Below are 21964 nucleotides of genomic sequence, written 5' to 3'. Positions count from 1 at the left end.
GGTCGGGGTTTCGTGTGGGGCGGAGTGCTGGTCCGCCGCGGATCGGTCCGATATCAGTCCGAGATCAGCCCGTCGCGGAGCTGGGCCAGCGTACGGGTCAGCAGCCGGGAGACGTGCATCTGGGAGATGCCGACCTCTTCGCCGATCTGCGACTGCGTCATGTTCGCGAAGAAGCGGAGCATGATGATGCGGCGCTCGCGGGGCGGGAGCTTGGCGAGCAGCGGCTTGAGGGACTCGCGGTACTCGACGCCCTCCAGGGCCGAGTCCTCGTAGCCCAGGCGGTCCGCCAGGGAGCCCTCGCCGCCGTCGTCCTCGGGCGCCGGGGAGTCCAGGGACGAGGCCGTGTACGCGTTGCCGACGGCGAGACCGTCGACCACGTCCTCCTCCGAGACGCCGAGGACCGCGGCCAGTTCGGTCACCGTCGGGGAGCGGTCCAGCTTCTGGGAGAGCTCGTCGCTCGCCTTGGTGAGCGCCAGCCGCAGCTCCTGCAGACGGCGCGGGACGCGGACCGACCAACTCGTGTCACGGAAGAAGCGCTTGATCTCACCCACGACGGTCGGCATGGCGAACGTCGGGAATTCGACGCCCCGTTCGCAGTCGAACCGGTCGATGGCCTTGATCAGACCGATGGTGCCGACCTGGACGATGTCCTCCATCGGCTCGTTACGGCTGCGGAAGCGTGCCGCCGCGTAACGCACCAGCGGGAGGTTGAGCTCGATCAGGGTGTCGCGTACGTAGGCACGCTCGGGGCTGTTCTCGTCGAGTGCGGCGAGCCGCAGGAACAGGGAGCGGGACAGGGTCCGGGTGTCGATGGCCCCCGTGGCGGGAGAGCCCAAGAGCTCGGCGGGCGCGGAGTCGCTCTGCGGGAGCGTGAGCACCTTGGAGCTGCCCTGGTCTGCGGACATGCCACCCCCTCTGGGTCGCGGACGGACGCGGCGAACGCTCCCGTCTTGAGGAACGCAGCCTTCACCTGAATACCGGAAGCAAGGCCGCGGCAAACGCGCTTGAGGAAGAATGTCACATGTCGGCAACACGCTGTAGAGACATGTCGACATGGAAAGGGTGAATCGCCCCTGCATAGAGGGGGTATCGGCCTTTTTCGCGTGCGGGCGTCCGGAGCGGTTCGACTCCTCGAACCACCCGATACAGCTACGCCTCGATACGGTTTGCGGATCGCAGCCGGGCAAAGCTGCGCGCCAGCAGCCTCGACACGTGCATCTGCGACACACCCAGTTCCGCGCTGATCTGGGACTGCGTCAGATTGCTGTAGTAGCGCAGCAGGAGGATCCGCTGTTCGCGCTCGGGCAGTTGTACGAGGAGGTGGCGTACGAGGTCGCGGTGCTCGACGCCGTCCAGGGCGGGGTCCTCGTAGCCGAGACGGTCGAGCAGACCCGGGAGGCCGTCTCCCTCCTGTGCCGCCTCGAGGGAAGTGGCGTGGTACGAGCGCCCCGCCTCGATGCAGGACAGGACCTCGTCCTCCGTGATGCGCAGCCGTTCGGCGATCTCCGCGGTGGTCGGGGTGCGCCCGAAGGAGGTGGTCAGGTCCTCGGTCGCGCTGTTCACCTGCACCCACAACTCGTGCAGTCGGCGCGGGACGTGGACGGTGCGCACGTTGTCGCGGAAGTAGCGCTTGATCTCGCCGACGACGGTCGGCATCGCGAAGGTGGGGAACTGCACGCCCCGGTCGGGGTCGAAGCGGTCGATCGCGTTGATCAGGCCGATGGTGCCGACCTGGATGACGTCCTCCATTGGTTCGTTGCGGCTGCGGAAACGGGCGGCCGCGTACCGCACGAGGGGGAGGTTGGCCTCGATCAGCGCGCCACGCACCCGGCTGTGTTCCGGTGTGCCGGGGTCCAGCTCCTTGAGCTGGGCGAAGAGGACCTGGGTCAGCGCCCGGGTGTCGGCGCCGCGGCGTCTGCCCTCGGGGGCGTCCTGGGCCGGCGGGCCCTCCGGGGGGGCGGTCTGCGCTGGCGCCTGCGGCGGTGCGTGAGGCGCAGTACTGGCCGGCACGGTCAACTCCACCTCGTCGAAACATCGTCGAACAGAACCGTCAACCTATCCGTCAAAAGCGGTCATAGCATCACAAGACATGTGCACTGTGTGCAAGCACCGCATAACGCCGTGTTGTGGGTGGGAGGTGGGTCGAGGGTGCGAACATGACGAAGCCTTCCGCGGCCGGCCGCGGAAGGCTTCGCGCGGGAGGGCGAGCCGCGGAAAAATCGGAGAAAAGGCCAGGAAAGGCGCCGGAAAAGGGTCGGAAAAGGGTCGGAAAAGGGCGCGGTGGAGCGCGTTGAAGCCCCGGGAAGGTGACCGGAAGGCGCCCGGAACGCGCCCGGAAGATGCCCGGAAGGCGGCCTGAAGGCGCCCCGGTCGGAGCTCGGGAGGGGCTTGGAAGGAGCCTGCGAAGAGGGCGGAAGAAAGCCGGAAAAGGGTCGGCGAAGAGTGGGGGAAGTGCCCCGCAATGGCGGGAAATCCGCCGGGTGCGGAGCCTAGGCGGATGCTGGTTGCGCCGTGCGGGGAAGCGCCTTGCGGGACCGGGTGTCCGCGGGGCGCGGGAGCGGGCGGAGCTGATCGCGCCGCGTGAGGCAGTGTCGTGCCCCGGGCGGGGTTGTCCGCCGGGTGTGGAAGCTGCTCGCGCCGTGCGGATGGATCTGCGGGCCTGGAGGCGGCGGAAGCTGCACGGGCCGTCTGGGGCTGTGTCGTGTGGGGCGGGCAGTGTCTCGCCGGGGTCGGGAAACCGCCTGGTGACGGCTTGGCGAGAGGGTACGGAGTGGCCGAGGCTAACCTAGGCGAGGCGAGGCGAGGCGAGGCGAGGCGAGGGGCGGGAAAGGTCTCAGCTTTGGGCGCCGTTGGCGATCCAGGTTGCGAAATCGCCCAGGGCGCGGGCGGCGGACGAGATGCCCTCGAACCCGATCTCCACGTAGTCGGCCGCCTTGGCCGGATCCGTGATGATCACATAGACCACGAAGACCGCCACCACGAAGATGGCGATCTTCTTAGCGTTCACCACCATGTCCGTGGCCTCCCCTGTCGGCGACGTGCGTTGCCCCTGTTGACGGCGGTGAGTGTAACCCGTTGTGGTCACCGGAGCTCCGGTGAGATCACACGAAAGGCCCCGCCGTGAGACGGGGCCCTTCCGGAGCGGTAGCGGAGGGATTTGAACCCTCGGTGACTTGCGCCACACTCGCTTTCGAGGCGAGCTCCTTCGGCCGCTCGGACACGCTACCGGGAGAGATCCTAGCCCAAGAAGTGCCGTGCGCTGAAATCGGTATTCGGGAGCCAGGGGGACGGGCTGTCGGGGCCCTGCGGAGCGGCCTCTGAGCCGGCGTCGGGTGCTCCTGCGAAGGGAGTTCAGCGTGCCCTGAAGAACTCCGTGAGCAGGTGCGCGCAGTCGTCCGCGAGCACGCCCTCGATGACCTCGGGGCGATGGTTGAGCCGGCGGTCCCGGACGACGTCCCACAGGGAGCCCGCGGCACCGGCCTTGTCGTCGCGCGCCCCGTAGACCACCCTGTCCACCCGGGACTGCACGATCGCGCCCGCGCACATCGTGCAGGGCTCCAGGGTGACCACGAGCGTGCAGTCGACAAGCCGCCAGGACCCGCGTTTCGCGGCGGCCCGCCGGATGGCGAGGACCTCGGCGTGCGCGGTCGGATCACCGGTCGCCTCACGCTCGTTGTGCCCGGCGGCCAGCTCCGTGCCGTCCGCGGACAGTACGACGGCGCCGACGGGAACGTCGCCGCCCCGGCGGGCCAGTTCGGCCTCCTCCAGGGCGCGGCGCATCGCCGCCCGCCAGCGGTCGCGTACCGGATCGGTCGTCATCCGGAGAACCTAGCGGACGGTCTCCAGCACCTCCCCGGCCCCGAGGACCTCGGCGATCGCGGTCAGCGCGTCGCCCTCGTCCAGGGCGAGGAGTTCCTTCTCGGAGACACCCAGGTCGACGAGGATCTCGCGGTCGCCGAGCGAGCCGGCCGGCACCGCGTCGGAGCCGCCGTCCTCGTCGTCGTCGCCGTCGGGTTCACCGTCCTCGGTGCCGTCGAGGTCGAGGGAGTCCAGGTCGTCGGCGTCGTCGTCCCCGGGCTCCCTTCCGAGCAGTTCGTCCGTGAGCAGGATCTCGCCGTACGAGCTGCGGGCAGCGGCGGCGGCGTCCGAGACGTAGATACGAGGGTCGTCCTCGCCTTCCACGCGGACGACGCCGAACCACGCGTCCTCCTGCTCGATGAGTACGAGCACCGTGTCCTCGTCGACCGAGGCTTCCCGGGCCAGGTCGGTCAGATCCGACAGGGTCTCCACATCGTCGAGCTCTGTGTCGCTCGCTTCCCACCCGTCTTCGGTGCGCGCGAGCAGTGCGGCGAAGTACACCGTGACTCTCCCACTGGTCATAGGCGTGCCGGTTGGGGGTCCCCCCGGCGGAGGTTGCGGGCGGGGAGTTGCCTCTCCGAGCCCCACCCACTCGGAATCGTGGCAGAAACGAAGCGTTCAGGAGAGGTCTTCCGCCTGCTGTGTCTGCCAGGTTTGATCGCTCGATGCTGCCTCGGCGATCTTATGCGCCCGCGCACGAGTACTCGCACCCGGTAGTCGTACGCGCCCGTCGAGCGCCCCTACCAGCGGAACGTACGCATCCGCATGACGTGGCGCAGCCGGGCCACCTTTGCGCGGCGGGGCTGCACCCGGGCACGCAGCTCACGGGCCTCGGTGAGCTCCCGGAGGAAGCGCGCCCGGCGCCGTCGCCGCTCGGCATCGCTCTCCTGCTCCGCTCGGTCTTTCTGCTCCCGATCCGGCATCCGCAACACCCCCAGTCGATCCCTCCCACTTTCCCTCCGACGGGCGGTTTGATGCCATCGATCAGGTGACAGCCAAGCGGAGCTGGTTGCCGGTGGCCCGGCTACTGTGGTGGCCATGCGTCTCCACGTCGTCGACCATCCCCTGGTCGCCCACAAGCTCACCACTCTGCGCGACGAGCGCACGGACTCTCCGACGTTCCGGCGGCTCGCCGACGAACTGGTCACTCTTCTCGCCTACGAGGCCACCCGGGACGTGCGGACCGAGACGGTCGACGTCGTGACCCCGGTCGCCTCCACCGCGGGCGTCAAGCTCTCCCACCCGCGTCCCCTGGTCGTCCCGATCCTGCGGGCCGGGCTGGGCATGCTCGACGGCATGGTCCGTCTGCTGCCCACCGCCGAGGTCGGCTTCCTCGGCATGATCCGCAACGAGGAGACGCTCGAGGCCTCCACGTACGCCACCCGGATGCCGGAGGACCTCTCCGGCCGTCAGGTGTACGTCCTGGACCCCATGCTGGCCACCGGCGGCACGCTGGTCGCGGCGATCCAGGAGCTGATCAAGCGCGGTGCGGACGATGTCACCGCCGTGGTGCTGCTGGCCGCCCCCGAAGGGGTCGAGACGATGGAACGCGAGCTGGCCGGGACTCCGGTGACGGTCGTGACGGCCTCGGTGGACGAGCGGCTCAACGAGCACGGGTACATCGTGCCGGGGCTCGGCGACGCGGGTGACCGCATGTACGGCGCCGCGGAGTAGCACTCCAGGGGGCGCGTCCGGGGACGCCGACTCCCTCCGCCCCCTGGACGGGTGGTACTGGTCCGCGCGGGTCGCTTTCCCACCCGGCCGGACCGCCCGTGCGGGGCATGGCGAGCTGCCCGCTCACCAGTTCAGCAGCTCACCAGTTCAGCAGCTCAGCAGCTCTTCTTCGACGCGGACGCGGACCCGGCAGGCGTGGGCTCCGGGTTCGCCAAGGCGCTCAGGGCCTTGGCCGCCGCCGCCTTCTCCGTCAGGGCCCTGAAGCCGTCGCCGAGGACGAGGTCCACTTCGGTGCTCTTCGTCCGCCCGTCCGTCGTGAGTTCCGCCCCGGCCAGCTGAGTGGCGAGCACCGGCATCGCCCCCTGCTCCGCGCCCTCCCCGCCGAGCACTATCCCGGGGCCCTCCACCTTCTTGTCATACTCCTTCGTCGCGTTGCCCACCGTGCCGATCCGGAATCCCCGCTTCTTCAACTCGGCGGCGGTGTCCTTCGCGAGGCCGGTGCGGGCCGTCGCGTTGAGGACGTTCACGGTGATCCGACCGGGTTGCGGCAGCGCGACGGTGGGTTTGGCCTTGGCCTTGGTGGAGGGGCTCGTCGTCGGGCAACCGCGTACGGGCCCCCCGGTGGCCGCGTCGGCTCCTCCGGTGAAGACGTCGATGAGCTGCAGTGTTCCCCACCCGGCCAGCCCCAGCGCGGCAACGCCGGCGACGACCGCGAACACGAGCCTGCGCCGCCCCCGGGGTCGGCGCATCCGCGGGTACTTGTCCCCCGTGATGCGGTACCGGCCGCCCATGCCAGGGGGTGTCAGCATGCTCATGGGCGCAGCGTAGTGCGCTGGAGCTGCGATGCCTACTAGATGATCATTGCTCCGCGCACCTGCTACCCGAAAGGGTCAACTTCCGCGCACAAACCGTCCACTGAAGGGTGAACCGTCTCCGGCGGCCGAGCGAACAACCGGCGGACGAGCCCTGAACCGAAGTCCGTCCGGACGCGGGATCGGTCCAGCTCCGGGGCGCGTGTGCCGCCGTATCGTCGTCGTCGACGATGTCAGCCGGCTCCAGGGCGCGGGGTCAGTCAGTCCAGTTCCAGCACGCGGGCGTGCAGAACCTGGCGCTGCTGGAGTGCCGCGCGGACCGCGCGGTGCAGTCCGTCCTCCAGGTAGAGGTCGCCCTGCCACTTCACGACGTGCGCGAAGAGGTCACCGTAGAACGTCGAGTCCTCGGCGAGCAGGGTTTCCAGGTCCAGTTGCCCCTTGGTCGTCACGAGCTGATCGAGGCGGACCGGGCGCGGCGCGACGTCCGCCCACTGCCGGGTGCTTTCCCGGCCGTGGTCGGGGTACGGCCGGCCGTTTCCGATGCGCTTGAAGATCACACGGAAAGCCTACCGGCCCAGACCTTCCGGGCGCAGCCATGGCGGCGGAGAGTGCCCCTGGAAATGCCGCCTCAAATATGGGCGAACCGGTACTTCTGTCAGACTTACGTCGACCGTCCGAACCGGTGAACGGGGTCGGACGGCACGGTCGCGACGCCCACGAGGGTGGTCAGCGGTTCACTTCGCCCCGGGCGCCCGGGTGGCTTTGGCGGCTTTCGCGGCCTTGGCCGCCGCCTTCATCTCCTGCTTGTGCGCGCGTACCTTCGTCAGGGACTCCGGGCCGGTGATGTCCGCCACCGACCGGAACGACCCGGCCTCCCCGTATGCCCCGGCTGCCTCCCGCCAGCCCTCCGGGTGGACGCCGAGCTGTTTGCCCAGCAGGGCGAGGAAGATCTGGGCCTTCTGGGTGCCGAATCCGGGCAGTTCCTTCAGACGCCGCAGCAACTCCGCACCGCTGTCGACTCCGTCCCAGACGGCGGCGGCGTCCCCGTCGTAGTGCTCGACGAGGTACTGGCACAGCTGCTGGATCCGGTTGGCCATGGACCCCGGGTAGCGGTGCACCGCGGGCTTGGTGGAGAGCAGCGTGGCGAAGGCCTCGGGGTCGTACGCGGCGATCTCGTGCGCGTTGAGATCGTCGGACTCCATACGCCGGGCGATGGTGTACGGGCCCGTGAACGCCCACTCCATCGGCACTTGCTGATCGAGGAGCATGCCGACGAGCGCGGCCAGTGGACTCCGGCCGAGCAGCGCGTCGGCTTCGGGCTGCTGTGCGAGGTGCAGGGTGACGTCCATGTCCTCGATAATCGCGCGTGCTGGCACGGGGCGCAGTCCAGGGGTACTCGCGGCCCGCCCTGGTCCAGGCCTTCCGGCGCGGGCGGGGCTCGGCTCCCGCCCGGCCGGTCCGCTTCGGCTCGGCCGGGGCCGCGCCGACCGGACCGGACCGGACTGTCGGAGGCCTACGCCGTGGCCCTCCGCCTCAGCAGCCACCACGTTCCGCCGCCCGCCGCCAGCAGGGCGACGACTATGACGCCGATCAGCAAACCGGACGAGGAGCTGTCGTCGTCGTTCTTCTCGGCCGCCTCGGCGGACGGCTCCTGCGACGCGGTGGACTCCGACGCGGAGGGCTTCTCCGTGGACGGGGAGGCCGAGGCGGTGGCGGACTGGTTCGGGTTCGTGGTCGGGCTGGAGCGGGAGCTCGGGGAGAGCGGCTTGGCGCCGGGTGCCGCCGCCTTGAGTTCGAGCACCGGCGCCGGCTGCTCCGGCTCCTCCCCGCCGGTCGGCAGCTCGATCCACCGGGAGACCTTGCCGTCGCTGTAGGTCTCCACCGCCTTGAACGCCAGCTCCTCGGCGTCCGGCAACTGCTTGATCCGTATCTTGTGCACGGCGTCGGTCCCGTTGGCCAGCTTCGGGCCGCTGACGGAGTAGCCGTCGGCGGCGGGCTTCAGCTTCCAGCCCTTGGGCCCCTCGGCCAGCGAGACGTCAGCGGGCGCGATGCCCTCGGGCAGCACGATCCGCACCGAGGTGAAACCGGCGGAGGCGTTCTCGGCCTCGGAGGTGACGGTGAGCGTGACGTTCCGGGCGAGTGCCTGCGCCTTGTCGGCCTCGACCTCCACATGGGCGAAGGCCGCGGTCGTCAGGGCGAACGAGAAGGTCACCGTGGCCGCGGCCACGAGGCCCAGGCGGGTGGTGCGAGTGGTACGACGCCGGGGCGGCGTTGCGGGCGTCACGGCAGATGCCGTAGTGCGGGCCGACACAGGGGAACTCCTTGCTGATGGACCGATGGGTCCGTGGGCGGCCGGGCCGGGGCCCGGCCTTGCGGGTGGTGGCGTGGGGGACATCCGCCCGCGGTGGTCCCCTGCGCACCACCGTGTGCTCCAGCACTTCCCAGGTCACCCGCACCGGGACGTCCGCACGGGTCACCGTCCGCACCGGCTCCGGAAGCGCCCCCGCCGTCACGCGCACGCTCGGCAGTACCCGGGCGACCAGGCCGCGCAGCGCCTCGGCGATCCGGACGTCCGCCCGGTGCAGCAGCCAGGCGACCACCATGGCGGAGGAAGCGTGGACCGTTGTCATGGCCGCCCCGTCCTGATGCCAGACCGCGTCGTCCGCCGGCGCCGACGCGTGGTCGTGTGCCCCGGCCGCCGTACGGCGCCGGCTCAGCGCGAGATGGAGGGCTCCCTGCGCCGCCAGGGTGAACAGCACGGTCGCGCCGAGCGGGTACCGCCGCCTGGCCAGTGGCCACGCCCCGGCGCACTGCGCCGCCATCGCCGCGCCGATCAGCCGCCACGGCACCGGGCCCTCGGCCACCGAGTGGTGGCCGAGCACCGCGAGGACGCTGCCGAGACCGGCGAACAACGCGACGCGGACGCCGACGCCCGCCCGGCTGGCGCTCGCCGTGGTTCTGGCGCTCGGCGCTCGGTGATCGGACAACATGGCCGTCCATCATCCCCCGGCGCTCGCCGCCTCGTCCCGCGAATCCCTCGGCCGGATCCGTCGACCCCGGAGAAGGCGCAGTTCAGGGCGGTCTTAACGGTCATGACAACGGTCACCGATGCAGCCTTTGGCGATCCGACGCCCCATGCGTTTCACTGCCATCGAGGCGTCGGTCGACGGCGCGGGAAGGCGTGGACACCATGAGCGATCATCGCCATGAGTACGAACCGAACGGCGGCCCGGAGAGCCGGGCGCCGCGCGGCTCGGGTGACCACGCCCACGGTGCGCGAGGCCACCAGAGCGACAAGAGCCACCGCAAGAACGATCGCCACGGTCACGAGCACAGCAACAGCCACGACCACAGCGACAGTCACGAACACGGCAACGGCAACAGCGGCAGCCACGAGCACAGCAACAGCCACGGTCACAGTCACGGGCACAGCCACGGTCCGGGCGGGCATTCCCACGGCATCTCCGCCGACGCCGATCGCCGCTGGCTCGGCCTCGCGCTCGGACTGATCACGACCTTCATGGCCGCCGAGGTCGTCGTCGGTGTGATCGCGGACTCCCTCGCGCTGATCTCCGACGCGGCGCACATGCTCACCGACGCCGCCTCGATCGTGCTCGCCCTGATCGCGATGCGGCTCGCCGCGCGCCCGGCCCGCGGCGGCTACACCTACGGCCTGAAGCGCGCCGAGATCCTCTCCGCCCAGGCCAACGGCCTCACCCTGCTGCTCCTGGGCGCCTGGCTCGCCTACGAGGCGGTCCGCCGGCTGCTCGAGCCGCCGGAGGTGGAGGGCGGCCTGGTGCTCGGCACCGCGCTGGCCGGCATCGTCGTGAACCTGATCGCCACCTGGTGCCTGTCCCGGGCCAATCGTTCCTCTCTCAATGTCGAGGGCGCCTACCAGCACGTGCTGAACGACCTCTTCGCGTTCATCGGGACCGCCGTCGCCGGTCTGGTGGTGATCCTGACGGGCTTCGCCCGCGCCGACGCCATCGCCACCCTCGTGGTCGTGGCGCTGATGGTGAAGGCGGGGTACGGGCTGCTGCGCGAGTCCGGCCGGATCTTCCTGGAGGCCGCCCCGGCCCATCTCGACCCGGACGAGCTGGGCGACGAACTCGTGGCGCAGGCGCGCGTCGTCGAGATCCACGATCTGCACGTGTGGCAGATCACGTCGGGTCAGACGGCCCTGTCCGCGCATGTGCTGGTGGAACCGGGGGGCGACTGCCACGCCGTGCGCCGTGACTTGGAGGAACTACTGCGCCACGGGTACGGCATCACCCACACCACCCTCCAGGTGGATCACGCGCCCGAGGAAGTGCTCCAGGTGATGATGCACTGCGAGGACCCGCACGGCCCGGCCCACCGCGAGGAACCACATCCGCACTGATCCGCCGTGGTCTGCGGTGAGCGTTACAGCGGATCCGTCCGTACGTAACACGAGATACGAGAACCAGAATCCCGACACGGAGACGACACGACGTGGTGCGACAGCGAGGCATCCTGTTGAGTGCGGCACTGACCGGGGGCATGGTCCTGGCCGTGGGGTGCTCGGCGGACAAGAGCGCGGACAGGTCGAACGACTCCCCGAAGCAACGGGCGAAGACGGTCGCCGCGGCGCCGGCCAACATCGAGAAGATCGCCGACCTGACGGATTGCAGGGTCAGCATTCGCTCGGACAACACCGAGCTGCGCGAGGGCGTCTGCAAGACCGACCTCGGCGACTACCTCATCACCACGTTCCCGCAGGAGAAGTTCAAGAAGATCTGGCTCGACACCGCGAGCATGTACGGCGGGAAGTACCTGGTCGGCCCACGCTGGGCGATCACGGCGGAGCCCGCCCTGCTGGGGAAGCTCCGCAAGAAGGTGGGCGGATGGATCGAGGACACCTCGGTCCGCCCGTCGCAGGGCACCGGCTCGCAGGGCACCGGCTCCCAGGGCCCGGCGCCGCAGGGCCCCGTCGCCTCGCAGAGCGCGAGCGGGTAACCGCATGCGCCGCGTTCTCTCCCTGCTCGCCGTCATCGCCTCCATAGCCGCCCTGCTGCTCGCGGGCGCGGGGCCGGCCTCGGCGCACTCCGCACTGCGCAGCACCGACCCGCGCGACGGGACGGTCCTGAAGACCGCGCCCCGGCAGGTCACGCTGACCTTCACCGAATCGGTCGGCCTGTCCGAAGACTCGCTGCGGGTGCTCGACCCCGGAAACCGCCGGATCAACGAGACCAACGCGGCCCATGTGAAGGGCCGCAGCGAGACGGCCCGCGTCCAGCTCCGCGACGGCCTGCCGGACGGCACGTACACGGTCGCCTGGCGCGTGGTCTCCTCCGACAGCCACCCGATCTCCGGCGCGTTCACCTTCTCGATCGGCGCGCCCTCCGAGACGGCTGCGGAAGTCGGCCCGCAGGAGGATCCGGCATCCAGCGCGCTCTACGACGCAGGCCGGTACATCGCTTACGGCGGCCTGGCGCTGCTGATCGGCGCCACGACCTTCGTCCTGGTCTGCTGGCCCACGGGTCTGACGGTCCGTCCGCTGCGGCGACTGCTGCAGATCGGCTGGTGGACCCTGCTGGGGTCCACGGTGGCACTGCTGCCGCTGCGGGGTCCGTACGAGTCGGGCGGCAGCCCTTCCGGCATCCTCGACCTCTCGCTGCTGGGCCGGACGCTGGAGAGCCGTCCGGGTCTGGCGCTGGTGGCGCGGCTGGTGCTGATGGCCGGGGTCGCGGTCTTCCTCGTCCGGCTGGTCGCCCGCTCCCGCGCCGAGGAGAAGCCGAAGCGTGCCGAGCAGGTGGTGGGGGTGCTGCTCGCCCTCGCGCTGGCCGTCACCTGGGCCGTCGCCGAACACGCCTCCGCAGGCACTCAGGTACCGCTGGCGATGACCTCGTCCGTGCTGCACCTGCTGGCGATGGGGGTGTGGCTGGGTGGGCTGGTCGCGCTGCTCACGGCGTTGCAGGCGGGACGGGACACGGAGCTGCCCGCGGCCGCCGTCACCCGTTTCTCCCAGCTGGCGTTCACCTCGGTGGCCGTGCTGGTCGTCACCGGTGTCTACCAGTCCTGGCGGGGCCTCGGCTCCTGGGAGGCCCTGACCTCCACCGAGTACGGCGAACTCCTCATGGTGAAGACGGGTGCCGTGGTGGCCCTGGTCGCGGCTGCGGCGTTCTCGCGGCGCTGGACCGGAAAGCTGCTGCGGGCGCCAGGGGGCGCAGGGGCCGCGGCGAAGCCGGAGACGGAGCGCGGCACGGACTCCGCGACCACGTCCGCGGGGACGTCCGCGACGACATCCGCGACGACGTCCGAAGCGGAGCCCGTGCGGGAAGTGGAGCCCGCGTCGGAGCGCGAGTCCGAGGCGGTGGCCGAGAAGGTCACGGTGCGGGTGGGTGCCGTTGCCGCGGAGGCGGGCCGCGCGGTCACGGAAACCGCGTCGGCGCCGGGCGCCGGTGACCGCTCGTCCGGTCTCGACGACTCCTCCGGTGCCGGAGGCGGTGACGGTGACGGTGACAGTGACGGCGATGACGACAGCTCGACCGACCGCAACGGCCCGTCCGACCGCAACGGCTCGTCCCACAGCGGTGACAGCGCCGACACCGTCGCCGCCCCGGCGCAGTCGGCCCGGCAGTCGGCCCCGCAGTTGGTCGTACGGGGCCGGCTGCGGCTGTCCGTGCTGGTCGAAGTGATGGTCGGCGTGCTGGTGCTGGTGCTCACCACCGCCCTCACCGGCACCCAGCCGGGCCGGGCAGAGCTGGAGACCGCCGCGGCGATGGCCGAGGCCGGCGTCGGTCAGCGCACGGCGTCCACCACGATGATCCCCTTCGACGTCGGGACTCCGAACGGCCGGGGCAAGGTGCAGGTCCTCATGGAACCCGGCAAGGTCGGCGAGAACACCGTCGAGTGCGTGATCTTCGGACCCGACGGCGGTATCGCGACCGTCCCCGAGATCCGGCTCAGCTTCACCCTGGCGAAGCAGAAGATCGGTCCGCTGGACGCCCGGCTCACGAACCGGGGCGGCTACTGGGCCACGGAGAGCGTCAACCTCCCCATCGCCGGCACCTGGACGATGAAGGCAACCATCCGTACCACCGACATCGACCAGGTCACCGTCTCCAGGATCGTCAAGATCTACTGACCCGACGAGGCCCGCTCGGTCGGCCGTTACGGCCGAGTCGGGCCTCCATCGGTACTGTCCAGTCGTGCGGTACTGCCCAGTCGTGCCTCCAGGCCGTCCAGGACGCAGTCGAGGCCGAGTTTGAAGGTGTCCTCCCGGCCGGCGCCCGCGCCGTCGGAGAGTTGGGACTCGTACAGACGCCGCAGCCGCGGGTAGCCCTGGACGGCCTGACCGGCGGCGGGCAGCAGATGCCGGAGCCACTCGTCCTCGCTGCGACCGCTGCGGGCGACCTTGGTCAGCCAGGCCGCCTCGACGGTGGCCACGCCGATGACGTACGCGATCATCGTGTTCATGGCACGGTCGGAGGCCTCCAGGTCGAAGCCCGCCGCCTCGAAGACGCCGAGCAGGTCCTCGGACATTCGCATCAGGTTCGGTCCCAGGTAGGCGACGCCCGACTCGCCGAGCACGGAGACGATCCACGGGTGGCGCAGGAACGTCTCGCGCAGGCTGTGCGCGCAGCGGACGGCGGCGGACCGCCAGCCCCCCGCGGCGTCCGGTTCCGGTACCTCGACCTCGCCGTACACCTGGTCGACGACCAGTTCGATCAGTTCGTCCTTGTTGGAGACGTGCGGGCTGATGCTGGTCCTCACCCAGTACCTCCAGTTCGTCGAGGGCTACACACCGACCGAGACGGGTCTGGCCTTCCTGCCGCTGGCGGTCGCCTCGCTGCTGTTCAACGGGGTCGGCGCGGCGCTCGCCCAGAAGATCGGCAACCGAGCGCTGGCCGTGGGCGGCCTGCTGGTCATCGCCTCCGGCTTCGCCGTCCTCGCCACGCTCTCGCAGGGTGACGGCTTCGGACTGCTGACCGCCGCGATGCTGCTGATGGGTGCCGGCGCCGGCCTGGCGATGCCGGCCACGACCGCCGCGCTGCTCGGTGCGGTCCCGGAGGAGCACGCCGGTGTCGGCTCCGCCCTGAACGACACCATCCAGCAGGCCGGCGCGGCGCTGGGCGTCGCGGTCATGGGTGCCGTCCTCTTCAGCACGTACACCTCCTCGATGCCGGCCTCGGCTCCCGCCGCGGCCCGCCACTCGGTCGCGGACGCCCTGGCGACCGGCGACTCGAGCCTGGTGGCCACGGCCCGCGAGGCCTTCACCAACGCCATGTCGGGCAGCTTCCTGGCCGGGGCCGCGGGGGTCGTCGCCGCCGCGGCGGTGGCGGCGGTGCTGATCCGCGGGGGCGGCCGGAAGGGCGACGCGGACGCCGCGGACACAGCGGGCTCGGCGGACGCGACGGACTCGGTGGACGCGGCGGACTCGGTGGCGGTGTTGGACGAGGGTGAAGGCGAGTTCCACCGCGGGAGTGGCCCGGTACCGGGGTCCTCGAGTAGTTCCGCGAGTCGTTCGGTGAAGGAACCCGTGTCGGGACACGCACACGCGGCTCGCTGAGCGGGAAAGGAGCCGGGAGGCCAGCCGAAGCGTACGGCGTGAGGGCCCCGACCGGGTTACCCGGTCGGGGCCTTCGGGCGTACGGGCACGGGATCCATCAGGGGCATCGCCTCGGCGGCGAACGCCAGGTCATTCTTCATCGGGCCTTCCTCATGAAGAGATCCCTAGCCGCGGGATCCTTCATGGGCCCGACATCCTTCACGGGCGCACCCCTCCGGGAGCCCGAGTAACCGTCGCATCGACTCCGCCGAGCTCACTGCCGCGTCGGCGCAGCAGTTGTTGAACAGGACGTGCACCTCGTCGGCCCGCTCGGCCATGACCCGGATGCGCGGGATCCATTCCTCGAGCTCACACTCCGAGTAGCGGTGCCGGAACCGCTCCTCCTTCGAGCCGGTGCCCCAGGCTTCGTTGCGGCCGTGGAAGCGCACCAGCGCGAGCCGACGCGAGGTGACCTGGGTGACCGGAGGCATGGACGTGGGCAGCGACTGCGTCATGTCGACCGCGACGGTGCTCATCTCCAGCTCGGTGAGGAGCGCACAGGTGGTGTCCGCTCGGTCGGCGCGCCACCACGAGGGATCCCGGAACTCGGCGGAGACGGGCCAGCCGTCGGTGCGGTCCCGGCACTCCCGTAGCAGGGCCTCGGCCCGGGCACCGGGTGTGAACCACGGCGGGAACTGGAAGAGCACACTGCCGAGCCGCCCGGCGGCCCGCAGCGGTTCGAGGGCGGTGGCGAAGCGCGCCCAGACCTCGTCGAGGAGTCCACGATCGTCGTACGCCCGCCGCCTGCCCGCGACCGCGGCCCGCAGCTCGACGGGTAATCGGTCGGTCGGTGTCGGGTGCCCGGTGAGCAGCGAGAACGCCTTCACGTCGAACCGGAAACAGTTCGGCGTCCGCTCGGTCCAGAGTCTGCTGTTGCGCACGCCGGGCAGGGCGTAGTACCCGGCGTCGACCTCCACCACGGGGAACCGTGAGGCGTAGTACCGCAGTCGCCCCTCCGCGTCCCGGCACCCCGGTGGATACCAGCCGCTGGACAGCAGGTCACGGTCCGTCCAGGAACAGGTGCCGACACGAACCCCGGCGGTCCAGCCCGCCCTTGCTGTGACTCCCGACTCGCCCATGGGGCCCGGGTACCCGGGTCGGGGGAAGTAAGAGGGCCTCTCCGGCGTGGCAGCCGGGAACCCGTCACGGCGAACGGTATCGGGGGACGACGGCCGCCGGTGGACCGTGGACCGTGCGCGGACGGCTGCCCCCGTTCGTACACCCCCACGCCCCGGGCGAACGCACGCCGCGCACCCGCACGCCCCGGCGAACGCACGCCGCTGGACCAGCCGCAGGGGCAAGGGCAGCACGCACCCGGGCGAACGCACGCCGCACACCCGCACGCCCCGGGCGAACGCACGCCGCGCACCCGCACGCCCCGGGCGAACGCACGCCGCGCACCCGCACGCCCCGGGCGAACCCACGCCGCACACCCGCACGCCCCGGAGCACTCACGCCCGCCCGGGCGAACGCAAAAGGCGGCCGGGACCCTCGCGACGTACGGTGAGCAGGTGAGCCGCCCCACGGCCCCACCCGCGGACCGCGTCAGCACACCCGACGGACCCCGGACCGACTTCGCCGGTGCCGTGTACGGGTCCTTGCTGGCCGCCTCGGTCGTGGCCACCGCCGGCTCCGTCGGCGAGTATCCGCGGCTCCAGCTCGCGCTGCTCCTGTTGATCACGGGGCTGGTGTTCTGGGCGGCGCACGTCTACGCGCGCCTGGCGGGGGAGCGTCCACTGGGCCGGCCCTGGACCCGCAGTGAGATGCGCCGGGTGGCCGTACACGAGTGGCCGATCGTCGAGGCCTCCGTCCTGCCCGCGGTCACCGTGGCGGTCAGCCCTCTCCTGGGAATGGACCTGTCCACGACCGAGTGGCTGGCCCTGGGCATCGCCGTGGGCCAACAGGTCTTCTGGGCCTGCCTGGGTGCGGCCCGGGCAGGCGTCTCGCGTTCGCACGTGGTCGCCGAGGGCGCCGTCAACCTCGTGCTGGGACTGATCATCATCGCCGCCAAAGCGGCCCTGTCCCACTGAGGCCGCCGCCACCTGCCGTGGGTGACCGGGGGTGCGCACCACAGAGCCGCACGGAACAGGGCGAGGCCCCGACTGTGATCGGTCGGGGCCTCGCACATCAGGCGGTGGTTCAGATCAGGTCTTCGCCCGTGTCCTCGTAGTCCGCCTCGTCCCCCTCGGGGTTCGAGGGGTCCGCGCCGATCATGGCGAGGAGGAGGTACGCCCCGTAGGGCGCACCCTCACCCTCTCCGGCGACGGCCTCGGAGCCCTCTCCGGTGACGGCCTCGGAGCCCTCTCCGGTGACGGCCTTCAGGCTCGCCACACCACCGGTGCCTTCTTCGTCGACCTCGAACCCGGCCGCGTCCAGGCCCAGCCGCTCGGCGAGCGGCCCTGCCGTGGCGCGCAGCCGGTCGGCCGGCTGTCCCGCTCCCGCGAGAGGGGAGACGACGAGAAGGTCGGCGAGGAAGCCCCGGCGCAGACCGTCCGGGTCGGCTTCCGCGAACTCCACCGCGCGCGGGCGGAGTTCGGCGACCAGTGGCAGCCAGGCGCGCAACGCCGCCTCGGCAGTGCTCACCTGCTCCAGGTTGCAGCTGACGCGGAAGACCACGTCGTCCGGGGAGAACCGCATCAGTGGGTCACGTATCCCTTCTTGGAGATGTTGGCGTGGGAGAAGTCCTTCCCCTGATTCTTGCTGCCCGCGAACGTCTCGAAGCCCTTGCCCTTGGGGATCTGAACGTCCCACTCGTCCTTGCCGTCCTTGGCGCGGGTCCAGATGTTGCCGTACTTGTCCGGGAAGCCGCCGCCCCTGACCTGGGGCCGCTTGGGGTCCCACTTCTTGGGGGGCACGTACGGGATGGGTCCGTCCGTCGGCAGGTCGTACTTCTTGGCGGTGGCGAGCCAGTTCTTGTTCTTGTACGCCTTGCTCGCGTCGCCCGCCAGACTGTTGAGCTTCTGGAGCGCCTCGCCGTACTGGCTGGGCGACAGGTGCTTCATGCTCTTGATCGCGTTGCCGACCCAGTCGAGGTCGTCTGCGTACTTGGCGAGGTGCTCGAACTTGTCCAGGTACTTGGCGAACTTGGCCGGCTTGGCGAGAGCGTCACCCGCGTACGGGATGAACGCGGCCAGGGAGAGCCCGGCGCCGCTCCAGTCGCCCTGGAAGAGACTGATCAGGCCCGAGGTGCCGTCGCTGGCGGGCGTCGGGTCGAACATGCCGGTGATGTCCAGGACCAGCTTCGCCTTGTCGGCGGCCGACAGACCGCCCTCACCTTCGAGGTCCTCGTCCGACGCCGGGTAGTCCTTCTGGCCGTCGCCCTCGACCGGGCTGGCCTCCTCCCCCTGCTCCTTCAGCTCCTCGACGAGCTGCTTCAGGGCGCTCTTCAGCGCCTCGCCCGCGACCTTCGCGGCTTCGGTGGCGGACTTGCCCGCCGCTGTGGCCGAGGCCGCGGCCGCGGAGGCCTGGCTGTAGGCGTAGTCGGCGGAAGCCGCCGCGCGGGACGCCGATGCGGCGGCCTGGTGCGCGGACTCGCCCGCGGCCGCGGCCGCCTGGTTGGCGGTGGCGGCGGCGTTCTTGGCCTGGTCCGCCGAGGTGCGGGCCCGCGCGGCGGAGTCCTCCGCCTCGTCCGCGGACTTGTCGGCGTCCTTGGCGTAACCGGCTGCCTTGGCGGCCGAGTCCTGGGCGTCCTTGGCGTGACCGGCCGCCTCGATGGCCGCATTCCTGGCCTTGGCCGCTGCTTCGGCCGCCTGGTACGCGTTCTGGTTGGCGGTGGCCGCGGCGCGGGCGCCCTGGGCGATCAGCTTGCGCACGCCGGCCACGTGGGCGGCCTGCTCGAAGTCCTGCTGTGCCGTCTTGTACTGGATGCTGTTCACGAAGTCGCGCAGCATCCCGGCCGAGCCGGCCAGGGCGACCCGGGCCGCTGCCTCGGTCTGTGCGCCGCCGGTCTCGAGGATCCTCAGGGTCTCGGCCCGGTCGTCCTCCTCACGGGCGGTGTGCTGCCCCTTCTCCAGGAATTCCAGCAGTGCGCCGGTGGTGCCCTTGTCGATGGCGGCGCTCGCGGCCCGCTTCACACCGGGGCCACCCTTGTCGGCGATCTCCAGAACCCTGACGCGGTAGTCGTCGGCCTGGACGGTGTGCTGCCCCGTCTCAAGGAACCGCACGACATCGGCGTGCGTTCCGGCCAACGCCTGCGCGGCGGCGGCCTTGAGCGCTGCCGAACCGGTCTCCTTCAGGTGCTGAGCCTGTGCCCGGTCGTCCTGCTCGGCGGCGATGCCGTAGCCGGTACGGACCCACTCGCGGACGTCCTCGTCCGTGCCGGTCAGAGCTGCCTGGGCGGCCTGCTGGGACCAGGGGCCGCCGTCGGTCAGGATGTGGATCGCGGCAGCGCGGCCCTTCGCCGCGACGACCGCCGCTTCGGCGCCCTCGGCGCGGGCGGCGGCGAGCAGCTCCTTGGTCTCGGCGCTGCGGCGGTCGGCCTCGGCCACCGCGGTGGATTCCTTCGCCTCGGCCGCGTCCTCCCGCTTCTTGATCTCCTCGGCGACCTGGATGGAGGCGTCCTGGTCGTTCTTGAGCTGGGCGGCCTCCGCCTCGCGAGCGGTCGCCTCCACGCTGCGGGCCTCGTCCACGGCGTCGGTGGCCACCTTCGCCGCGGCGAGCGCGGCGGTGGCGTGCTTGGCGGACTTGTTGGCGTAGTCCTTGGCCTGGCCCGCGAACTGCACGGCCTCGTCTGCGGCCTTGGCCGCGGCATCCGCGTGTTCGGCCGCGGAGATGGCGGCCGCGCGGGACTGACGGGCGGCGGCCGCGGCCTTGTTGGCCAGCGCCTCGGCGTCGCCCGCGGCCCTGGTCGCGGTGGCCGCCGCACGGCGGGCACGGGCCGCGGCCTCGGCGGCGCGGCGGGACTCGGCGGACGCGACGTTCGCCTGGGCACCCGCCTCGGCGGCCGCGGTGGCCGCGGCGGCGGCGTTCTGGCCCGCGCTGGCCGCGGCCTGTGCGGAGTTGATCGCCTGAACCACGGCGTTCAGCGCGTTGAGGACCGCGTCGGCCGCGTTGCGGGCGTTGACCGCCGCGGTCCGGGCGGTCTTTGCGGCGGCGGTGGCGGCGTCCGCCTGCGCGGCGTCCTTGGACGCGGCCGTGGCGGAACTGTAGGCGTTGGCCGCGGCCTGTCCGGCGGCCGCTGCGGCGGCTGCCGCCGCGGAGGCGGCGTTGGCCGCCGTACGAGCGGCGGACGTGGCCTCGTTGGAGGCGCGGATCGCGGTGCTCGCCGCGGTTGCGGCGGCGTCCGCGGCGTCGGCGGCACGACCGGCTGCCTTGGAGGCGCGAGCCGCGTCCGCCTGGGCGGCGGCGGTCTCCTTGGCGGCCCGCTCGGCCGCCGCCTTCGCCTGCGCGGCGGCGGTGACGGCCTTGGCGGAGGTCTCCTTGGCCTTCGCCGTCTCGGCCTTGGCCTTCTGACCGGCACGCTTGGCCAGTTCGGCCAGTGCCCTGACGGTCATCGTCTCCTGGTCGCGGGCGCGGGCGAGATGCTGGCCGCTCTCGACGAACTCATGTACGTCCAGGGCCGATCCGCTCATGGCGGCCTGTGCCGCGGCCTTCACCTTCGGACCGCCGAGTTGCATGATCGTGAGGGTCTGGACGCGCTCGTCCTCCTCACGGGCGGTGTACTGCCCAGTGGACAGGAAATCGGCCAGAGCCTGATCCGTATTCGCGTCCAGCGCCTTCTGCCCGGCCGTCTGCACAGCGCGGTCACCGGCGTTCATCACGCGCAGGACTTCGACTCGCTGATCGTCCAACTGGGGAGATTTCCAGCCACTGGAAAGAAATGCGTTGATGTCCTCGGGAGTTCCGGACAACGACTGCTGGGCGGCCTGGCGGACTCCCGGGCCGGCGTTGCTCAGTATTTTCAGTACGGCGAATCGGTTGTCCTCCTCGATCACCTTCTTCAGGCCCGACACGAGGAATTCGTGAACTTCGGCGTCCGTCCCGGTGAGGGCCTTCTCGGCGGCCTGCTTGGTGGAATCTCCGCCCGTCATCCAGGCGCTCAGCACCTGGGACCGTTCACTCTGCGCGAGGACGGCGCCGACCGCCCCGGTGCCCGTGTCGGCCAGCGCGGTGTCGAAGGCCCCGGCCAGCAGGGCGAGTGCGGTGACGCCGACCGTCGCGGCCCGCACCAGCGAGCTGTCGGGCGATATCGCCCGTCTCGACCGGCTCGCCCATCTGTGTTTGTTCATTTCCCCCTCCTATTGCTTTCCGCCGGCGTGGTCCGCCCCGGCGGGATGCCGATGAGGTCGTCATGGCGACGACGCGCCACCGCGTACCGGCCACCCGCCGCTGCCCGCCGACGAGACACCGACATCCGTTCCGCATCCGCGAACCAGCACAACTTCCTGATGGCACCGCACACCTGATGAGCAGTCATTCTTCACATGGCTCCGACCCGAGGTCACCCCGGACCTTCGGACATGGCCTTCGGGCCACGCCGGCCCGGGCCGCCCGGCCGCCGATCCGCCCCCGTCGCAGGGATCCGAGAGTGCCGCCGGCGGCACGGCGGCCGCACTTGGTGACTCGTCGGGATCGGGCACCCGCCGGCCTGATCGGCCGGGCGCCGCGGGCGCCGTTGGCGCGCCCGGACCTGTCGGCACCGCCGACACGACTGCGCGGACCGCCGTCATGACTACCGACAACGCCGGTCACGAAGCAAGGTGCGACCGCCCTGCCGGCCGTCCCTGATGACGAGTTTCCTGCTACTGCCCGTAATCATTACTGGAGGGTAGGGTACTGGCGCGAACCGCGGACGTTCTGTGACTCCTGTCACTATGAGAAAACTTTCACTTGGGCCGTCCCGGGTGATAGCTATGGATCCGTCAAGTCGAACTCAGGAACGGCACAGCGGTTCGCGACAGGGGGAGTTGGCCGTCTGCCCGGTGTGTGCAGATGTGCATCTATGTCTGATTCCTGACTTCTTTTCGACTTCGTCCGCGCATACCGTCTCTCATGCACATCGGCATGCGCGCACGGCGCTTTTGGGGGAATTTCCCATGCGCTTTTCTCA

Annotated in this window: 22 protein-coding genes and 1 tRNA gene; 8 read left to right on the top strand and 15 right to left on the bottom strand. The window is 70.9% G+C overall.

Going from position 1 to position 21964, the window contains the following annotated elements; all coding sequences use genetic code 11:
- Positions 1–53: 53 nt before the first annotated feature.
- The 7 genes from EF387_RS17000 to EF387_RS16970 form a co-directional block, all read right to left on the bottom strand.
- Positions 54–905, bottom strand: a complete 852-nt coding sequence (locus tag EF387_RS17000) for an RNA polymerase sigma factor SigF (protein ID WP_128377404.1) — start codon at positions 903–905, stop codon at positions 54–56.
- A gap of 244 nt (positions 906–1149) precedes the next feature.
- The gene (locus EF387_RS16995; protein WP_128377403.1) at positions 1150–2010 is read right to left on the bottom strand and encodes an RNA polymerase sigma factor SigF; all 861 of its coding nucleotides are present in this window, start codon (positions 2008–2010) and stop codon (positions 1150–1152) included.
- 823 nt (positions 2011–2833) lie between these two features.
- Positions 2834–3013 carry a hypothetical protein gene (locus tag EF387_RS16990; RefSeq protein ID WP_128377402.1) on the bottom strand — a complete coding sequence of 60 codons (180 nt, stop codon included), beginning with the start codon at positions 3011–3013 and terminating at the stop codon, positions 2834–2836.
- A gap of 129 nt (positions 3014–3142) precedes the next feature.
- Positions 3143–3227: transfer RNA gene (locus tag EF387_RS16985), tRNA-Ser, on the bottom strand.
- A 124-nt stretch (positions 3228–3351) separates the two neighbouring features.
- Positions 3352–3819 (bottom strand): tRNA adenosine(34) deaminase TadA, encoded by a 468-nt coding sequence (gene tadA / locus EF387_RS16980; RefSeq protein ID WP_128377401.1) that lies wholly within the window; start codon positions 3817–3819, stop codon positions 3352–3354.
- A gap of 9 nt (positions 3820–3828) precedes the next feature.
- Positions 3829–4359 carry a tRNA adenosine deaminase-associated protein gene (locus tag EF387_RS16975; RefSeq protein ID WP_128377644.1) on the bottom strand — a complete coding sequence of 177 codons (531 nt, stop codon included), beginning with the start codon at positions 4357–4359 and terminating at the stop codon, positions 3829–3831.
- Between the two features lie 239 nt (positions 4360–4598).
- Positions 4599–4781 (bottom strand): hypothetical protein, encoded by a 183-nt coding sequence (locus EF387_RS16970; RefSeq protein WP_128377400.1) that lies wholly within the window; start codon positions 4779–4781, stop codon positions 4599–4601.
- Between the two features lie 115 nt (positions 4782–4896).
- Here EF387_RS16970 and upp point away from each other — a divergent pair, with 115 nt between their 5' ends.
- Positions 4897–5532: a uracil phosphoribosyltransferase gene (upp, locus tag EF387_RS16965; protein ID WP_128377399.1), complete on the top strand. Its 636-nt coding sequence runs from the start codon at positions 4897–4899 to the stop codon at positions 5530–5532.
- 155 nt (positions 5533–5687) lie between these two features.
- On the opposite strand, the gene EF387_RS16960 is transcribed toward upp, so the two are convergent.
- The 4 genes from EF387_RS16960 to EF387_RS16945 all read right to left on the bottom strand — a co-directional run bounded on the left by EF387_RS16960 (position 5688) and on the right by EF387_RS16945 (position 8628).
- The gene (locus EF387_RS16960) at positions 5688–6347 is read right to left on the bottom strand and encodes a LytR C-terminal domain-containing protein (protein WP_238431560.1); all 660 of its coding nucleotides are present in this window, start codon (positions 6345–6347) and stop codon (positions 5688–5690) included.
- A gap of 257 nt (positions 6348–6604) precedes the next feature.
- Positions 6605–6901, bottom strand: a complete 297-nt coding sequence (locus EF387_RS16955) for a type II toxin-antitoxin system VapB family antitoxin (RefSeq protein WP_003999914.1) — start codon at positions 6899–6901, stop codon at positions 6605–6607.
- 177 nt (positions 6902–7078) lie between these two features.
- Positions 7079–7693 carry an HhH-GPD-type base excision DNA repair protein gene (locus tag EF387_RS16950; protein ID WP_128377642.1) on the bottom strand — a complete coding sequence of 205 codons (615 nt, stop codon included), beginning with the start codon at positions 7691–7693 and terminating at the stop codon, positions 7079–7081.
- A 164-nt stretch (positions 7694–7857) separates the two neighbouring features.
- Positions 7858–8628, bottom strand: a complete 771-nt coding sequence (locus EF387_RS16945) for a DUF1775 domain-containing protein (RefSeq protein ID WP_238431559.1) — start codon at positions 8626–8628, stop codon at positions 7858–7860.
- Between the two features lie 44 nt (positions 8629–8672).
- Between EF387_RS16945 and EF387_RS16940 the strand changes: the two genes are divergently transcribed.
- The 5 genes from EF387_RS16940 (at position 8673) to EF387_RS16920 (ending at position 13452) form a co-directional block, all read left to right on the top strand.
- Positions 8673–8990: a hypothetical protein gene (locus tag EF387_RS16940; protein WP_162467153.1), complete on the top strand. Its 318-nt coding sequence runs from the start codon at positions 8673–8675 to the stop codon at positions 8988–8990.
- Between the two features lie 102 nt (positions 8991–9092).
- Complete coding sequence (locus tag EF387_RS16935) at positions 9093–9323, top strand: hypothetical protein (RefSeq protein ID WP_128377396.1); 231 nt, start codon at positions 9093–9095, stop codon at positions 9321–9323.
- Positions 9324–9534: 211 nt separating this feature from the next.
- The gene (locus EF387_RS16930; RefSeq protein ID WP_128377395.1) at positions 9535–10725 is read left to right on the top strand and encodes a cation diffusion facilitator family transporter; all 1191 of its coding nucleotides are present in this window, start codon (positions 9535–9537) and stop codon (positions 10723–10725) included.
- A 92-nt stretch (positions 10726–10817) separates the two neighbouring features.
- On the top strand, positions 10818–11321 hold the full coding sequence (locus EF387_RS16925) for a hypothetical protein (protein ID WP_202918294.1): 504 nt from the start codon (positions 10818–10820) through the stop codon (positions 11319–11321).
- A gap of 4 nt (positions 11322–11325) precedes the next feature.
- Positions 11326–13452 carry a copper resistance CopC/CopD family protein gene (locus EF387_RS16920; protein WP_128377394.1) on the top strand — a complete coding sequence of 709 codons (2127 nt, stop codon included), beginning with the start codon at positions 11326–11328 and terminating at the stop codon, positions 13450–13452.
- Positions 13453–13478: 26 nt separating this feature from the next.
- On the opposite strand, the gene EF387_RS16915 is transcribed toward EF387_RS16920, so the two are convergent.
- Entirely contained in the window at positions 13479–14081 is a 603-nt protein-coding gene (locus EF387_RS16915) for a TetR/AcrR family transcriptional regulator C-terminal domain-containing protein (protein WP_128377393.1), read from the bottom strand.
- Here EF387_RS16915 and EF387_RS16910 point away from each other — a divergent pair.
- A complete protein-coding gene (locus EF387_RS16910) occupies positions 14068–14877 on the top strand; it encodes an MFS transporter (RefSeq protein ID WP_128377392.1) in 810 nt (269 codons plus the stop codon). The two genes, EF387_RS16915 and EF387_RS16910, sit on opposite strands and share 14 nt — an antisense overlap.
- Positions 14878–15041: 164 nt before the next feature.
- Here the strand turns inward: EF387_RS16910 and EF387_RS16905 are convergent, their stop codons facing one another.
- Positions 15042–15995, bottom strand: a complete 954-nt coding sequence (locus EF387_RS16905) for a DUF72 domain-containing protein (protein WP_128377391.1) — start codon at positions 15993–15995, stop codon at positions 15042–15044.
- Positions 15996–16427: 432 nt separating this feature from the next.
- Here EF387_RS16905 and EF387_RS16900 point away from each other — a divergent pair, with 432 nt between their 5' ends.
- The gene (locus tag EF387_RS16900) at positions 16428–16946 is read left to right on the top strand and encodes a hypothetical protein (RefSeq protein ID WP_128377390.1); all 519 of its coding nucleotides are present in this window, start codon (positions 16428–16430) and stop codon (positions 16944–16946) included.
- Between the two features lie 109 nt (positions 16947–17055).
- Here EF387_RS16900 and EF387_RS16895 read toward each other — a convergent pair whose 3' ends face one another.
- Entirely contained in the window at positions 17056–17553 is a 498-nt protein-coding gene (locus EF387_RS16895) for a hypothetical protein (protein WP_128377389.1), read from the bottom strand.
- Positions 17553–21143 carry a polymorphic toxin type 17 domain-containing protein gene (locus EF387_RS16890; protein WP_128377388.1) on the bottom strand — a complete coding sequence of 1197 codons (3591 nt, stop codon included), beginning with the start codon at positions 21141–21143 and terminating at the stop codon, positions 17553–17555. The genes EF387_RS16895 and EF387_RS16890 overlap by 1 nt, the downstream gene beginning before the upstream one ends.
- Positions 21144–21964: the final 821 nt, after the last annotated feature.

Origin of the sequence: Streptomyces cavernae (assembly GCF_004023625.1) — a bacterium.
GTDB lineage: Bacteria > Actinomycetota > Actinomycetes > Streptomycetales > Streptomycetaceae > Streptomyces > Streptomyces cavernae.
The sequence above is the reverse complement of the archived record's forward strand: the minus strand, read 5'-3'. Positions and strand labels throughout refer to the sequence as shown.